This is a genomic window from Micromonospora sp. NPDC047670, from assembly GCF_043204915.1.
Classification (GTDB): domain Bacteria; phylum Actinomycetota; class Actinomycetes; order Mycobacteriales; family Micromonosporaceae; genus Micromonospora.
The window spans coordinates 1-4,155 of record NZ_JBIDDA010000033.1; the positions used below are offsets into that span (position 1 = coordinate 1).

Below are 4,155 nucleotides of genomic sequence, written 5' to 3' on the forward strand. Positions count from 1 at the left end.
TGGGACACCGGCGCCACCCGCACCACCGTCATCGAGCACGGCATCGTCCCACCCGCGGTGGAGTACACCGGCGAGCTGGAGCGGCTCGCCGTGGTCATCAACGAGCCGGTACGCCGCTGGCGGGTCACCGGCACCGACCTGCTGCCCCAGTTCGCCGAGATCGCGCCGCTGGACGTCTTCGGGATGAAGGTGGCCGGGCTGGCCGACCACCTGGGCCTGCCGGCCGACCGGCTGGCCAGCCACGACGACGTCCCCCAGCACCGGATGCACGCCGAGCTGGGGCGGCGGCGGGCGTACCTGCACCTGTGCCGGTGGACGTCCCTCGGGCTGAGCCTGATCGAGGCGATGTCCATCGGGATGCCGGTCGTCGCGCTGGCCGCCACCGAGGCGGTGATGGCGGTGCCGCCCGGCGCCGGAGCCCTGTCCACCCGGATCGACACCCTGCTGGACGCCGCCCGCCGGTTCGTGGCGGACCCGGCGGAGGCACGCCGGGCGGGGGCCGAGGCCCGCGCCGCCGCCCGGGACCGCTACGGCCTCGACCGTTTCCTCGCCGACTGGGACCGGCTGCTGGAGGAGGAAGTATGCGCATCGCGATGATCTCGGAGCACGCCAGCCCGCTCGCCATCCTGGGCGGCGAGGACGCCGGCGGTCAGAACACGCATGTCGCCGAGCTCTCCGCCGCGCTCGCGGCCGCCGGACACGACGTGCGGGTCTACACGCGCCGCGACGCGGTGGACCTGCCGGTGACCGTACGCAGTCCCGACGGCTACGACGTCGTGCACGTCCCCGCCGGGCCGGCCGAGCCGGTCGCGAAGGACGCGCTGCTGCCGCACATGAAGGAGTTCAGCCGCTGGCTCGTCGACCGGTGGCGGGGCGGGGACTGGATGCCCGAGGTGATCCACGCGCACTTCTGGATGAGCGGCCTCGCGGCGCTGGCCGCCAGCCGGCAGACCGGGGTGCCGGTGGTGCAGACCTACCACGCCCTCGGCGTGGTCAAGCGGCGGCACCAGGGCGTGCAGGACACCAGCCCGGCCCGCCGGATCGGCTACGAGCGGGAGTTGGGCCGGTCGGTCGACCGGGTGATCGCGCAGTGCCAGGACGAGGTCGGCGAGCTGGTGCGGATGGGGGTGCCGCGGTCCCGGATGACGGTCGTCCCGTCCGGGGTCAACCTGGGCACGTTCGCCCCGCTCGGGCCGACGGCCGAGAAGGAGGACGGCCGGCCGCGGATCCTCACGGTGGGCCGGCTGGTCGAGCGGAAGGGCTTCCAGACCGTGGTCCGGGCGATGGCGTACGTGCCCGGAGCCGAGTGCGTGGTGGTCGGCGGGCCGCCCGCCGGCCTGCTGGAGACCGACCCGTACGCCCGCCGGTTGCGCGCCCTCGCGGTCACCTGCGGGGTGGCCGACCGGGTGCGGTTGGTCGGCGCGGTGCCCCGGGAGGAGATGGGCCGCTGGTACCGCTCGGCGGACATCCTGGTGGCCGCCCCCTGGTACGAGCCGTTCGGGCTCACCCCGCTGGAGGCCATGGCGTGCGGCGTGCCGGTGGTGGGCACCGCCGTGGGCGGGATCAAGGACACCGTGGTCGACGGCGTCACCGGCGACCTGGTCCCGGCCCGGGATCCGCGCGCGCTCGGCACCGCGCTGCAACGCCTCCTCGACGACCGGATCCGCCGTTTCGCGTACGCGACGGCGGCGCGGGAACGGGCCCGGCGACGGTACTCCTGGGCGGCCACGGCGGAGCGGCTGGTCGAGGTCTACGACGACGTGGCGGCGGTGCGCCGGCCCAGCAGGGTGGTGGCCGGATGACGGCCCCGACCCCGCTCGACGCGCACCTGGCGAACCTGGCCGCGGCGCTGCCGCCCTTCCGGCAGTACGAGGAGCTGCTGGCCGGGTGGGGCGAGACCCTGGCCCGCCGGCTGGTCGACGGCGGCCGGCTGCTGGTCGCCGGCAACGGCGGCAGCGCCGCCGAAGCCCAACACCTCACCGCCGAACTCGTCGGCAAACTGCGCGACGACCGCCAACCCCTCTCCGCCATCGCCCTGCACGCCGAAACCAGCGCCCTCACCGCCATCGGCAACGACTACGGCTACGACGAAGTCTTCGCCCGCCAGGTCCGCGCCCACGGCCGCCCCGGCGACATCCTCCTGCTCATGTCCACCAGCGGCACCAGCACCAACCTCCTCACCGCCGCCCAAGCCGGCCGCGACACCGGACTGCACTGCTGGGCCCTCACCGGACCCACCCCCAACCCCCTCGCCGACGCCTGCCACGACGTCCTCGCCGTCCCCTCACCCGACAGCCAGGTCGTCCAGGAACTCCACCTCGTCACCAGCCACCTGCTCTGCGAGTACGTGGAGCAGGCGCTGCCGGCCGCGCTCGCCGCGCCGGGGGCGCCCGTGCGGGCGGGGGTCGAGGTGGTGCTCGACGGCGGCACAGCTCAGCAGGTCGACGCGTGATGAGGAGGGAAGCGTGACGGGACCCGTGGTGGTGGTCGGCGACACCCTGCTGGACCGCGACGTCGAGGGGGTGGTCAACCGGCTCTGTCCGGATTCGCCCGTGCCCGTGCTGGACGAGACGGCGCACGTCGACCGGCCCGGCGGCGCCGGGCTGGCCGCGGTCTTCGCCGCCGCGCAGGGCGCCGAGGTGGTGCTGGTGACCGCGTTGGCGGACGACGCGGGGGGTGCGCGGCTGAGCTCGCTGCTCGACGCCGCCGGGGTGCAGGTGTACGCCCTCGGCCTGAGCGGTGGCACCCCGGAGAAGATCCGGCTGCGCGCCCGGGGGCGGGTACTGCTGCGCCACGACCGGGGCGGCGCCGCCGGCACGCCCGGCGAGCCCTCCGACGCGGTGCTGCGGATGATCGCCAGCGCCTCCGCCGTGCTGGTCAGCGACTACGGCCGTGGCGTGGCCCGGCAGCCCGCGCTGCGGGCGGCCCTCGCCGCGACCCGGGCGCCGGTGGTCTGGGACCCGCACCCGCGGGGCCCGGCGGCGGTGCCGGGGGTGCACCTCGCCACGCCCAACGAGTCCGAGGTGCGGGAACTGGTCAAGGTGCCGCCGGGCGCCACCCGGCTGGCCACCGCGTCCCGGGGCGCGCAGGGGCTGCGCCGGCGCTGGCGGGCCGGCGCGGTCGCGGTGACCCTGGGCGGGGACGGCGCGCTGCTGTGCCACGCCGGCTCGACCCCGCTGGTGGTGTCCGCCCCGGCCGTCGCCGACGGGGACACCTGCGGGGCCGGCGACCGGTTCGCGGCCACCGCCAGCCTCGCCCTCGCGCGGGGCACACTGGTCTCCGAGGCGGTGCAGGAGGCGGTCGCCGAGGCGTCGGCGTACGTGGCCGGCGGGGGAGTGGCGACGGCGCTGCCGCCGGCGCGCCCGCTGCCGCCGGCCGTGTCCAGCCCCGGCGGGGAGCGCGTCGGCGTGGCCGCGGCGGCCGCCGCGGTGTCGGCGGTACGCGCCGCCGGCGGCACGGTCGTGGCCACCGGCGGGTGCTTCGACCTGCTGCACGCGGGGCACGTGGCGACGTTGCAGGCCGCCCGGCAACTCGGCGACTGCCTGGTCGTCTGTCTCAACTCGGACGAGAGCGTGACCGGGCTGAAGGGTCCGGACCGGCCGGTGATCCCGCAGGGCGACCGGGCCCGGCTGCTCGCGGCGCTGAGCTGCGTCGACGCGGTCATGATCTTCGACGAGTCCACGCCGCACGCGGCGCTGTCCTGGCTGCGGCCGGACGTCTGGGTCAAGGGCGGCGACTACGCCGGCGACGGCGGCGAGCCCGCCCTGCCGGAGGCGGACCTCCTGCGCCGCTGGGGCGGGCACACCGTCGTGGTGCCGTACCTGGACGGGCGCTCCACCACCGGGCTGATCGCCGCCGCCCGGTCGGCCGCCGGCCGGACCGGCGCGCCGCCGCTCACCGACACCGTGCCGCCGGCCTGTCCGCCGCCCGGCCCCGCGGCCGGGAACGCGTCGGCGCAGCTGCCGAGCACGGCCGAGGGCACCCGATGAGCGGCGCGCCGCCCGGCGCCGGGCAGACGGTGCTGGTCACCGGCGGGTCGAGCGGGCTCGGCGCGGCCGTCGTGACCGCGGTGGCCAAGGCCGGCGGCCGGCCGGTGGTGCTGGACCGGCAGCCGCCCGCCGACGGCGTGCCGTGGCTGGAGTGCGACCTGGCCGA

5 protein-coding genes are annotated in these 4,155 nt (G+C 76.9%); all 5 read left to right on the plus strand.

Features of this window, described 5'->3' with window-relative positions; translation table 11 throughout:
- On the plus strand, positions 1-597 hold a 597-nt coding region (locus ACGF7U_RS31740), incomplete at its 5' end, for a glycosyltransferase (RefSeq protein ID WP_393113070.1).
- Positions 582-1,802: a glycosyltransferase gene (locus ACGF7U_RS31745; protein ID WP_393113072.1), complete on the plus strand. Its 1,221-nt coding sequence runs from the start codon at positions 582-584 to the stop codon at positions 1,800-1,802. The genes ACGF7U_RS31740 and ACGF7U_RS31745, both read left to right, overlap by 16 nt.
- Complete coding sequence (locus tag ACGF7U_RS31750; protein ID WP_393113074.1) at positions 1,799-2,452, plus strand: SIS domain-containing protein; 654 nt, start codon at positions 1,799-1,801, stop codon at positions 2,450-2,452. The genes ACGF7U_RS31745 and ACGF7U_RS31750 overlap by 4 nt, the downstream gene beginning before the upstream one ends.
- Before the next feature lie 13 nt (positions 2,453-2,465).
- Positions 2,466-3,989, plus strand: a complete 1,524-nt coding sequence (locus tag ACGF7U_RS31755; RefSeq protein ID WP_393113076.1) for a PfkB family carbohydrate kinase — start codon at positions 2,466-2,468, stop codon at positions 3,987-3,989.
- The coding region (locus ACGF7U_RS31760; RefSeq protein WP_393113078.1) for an SDR family NAD(P)-dependent oxidoreductase at positions 3,986-4,155 on the plus strand (170 nt) is incomplete at its 3' end. The genes ACGF7U_RS31755 and ACGF7U_RS31760, both read left to right, overlap by 4 nt.

Bases quoted from the DNA above. Each gene is read 5' to 3' on its own strand.
- ACGF7U_RS31745 (WP_393113072.1), top strand. From the start codon at position 582: ATGCGCATCGCGATGATCTCGGAGCACGCCAGCCCGCTCGCCATCCTG.
- ACGF7U_RS31750 (WP_393113074.1), top strand. From the start codon at position 1,799: ATGACGGCCCCGACCCCGCTCGACGCGCACCTGGCGAACCTGGCCGCG.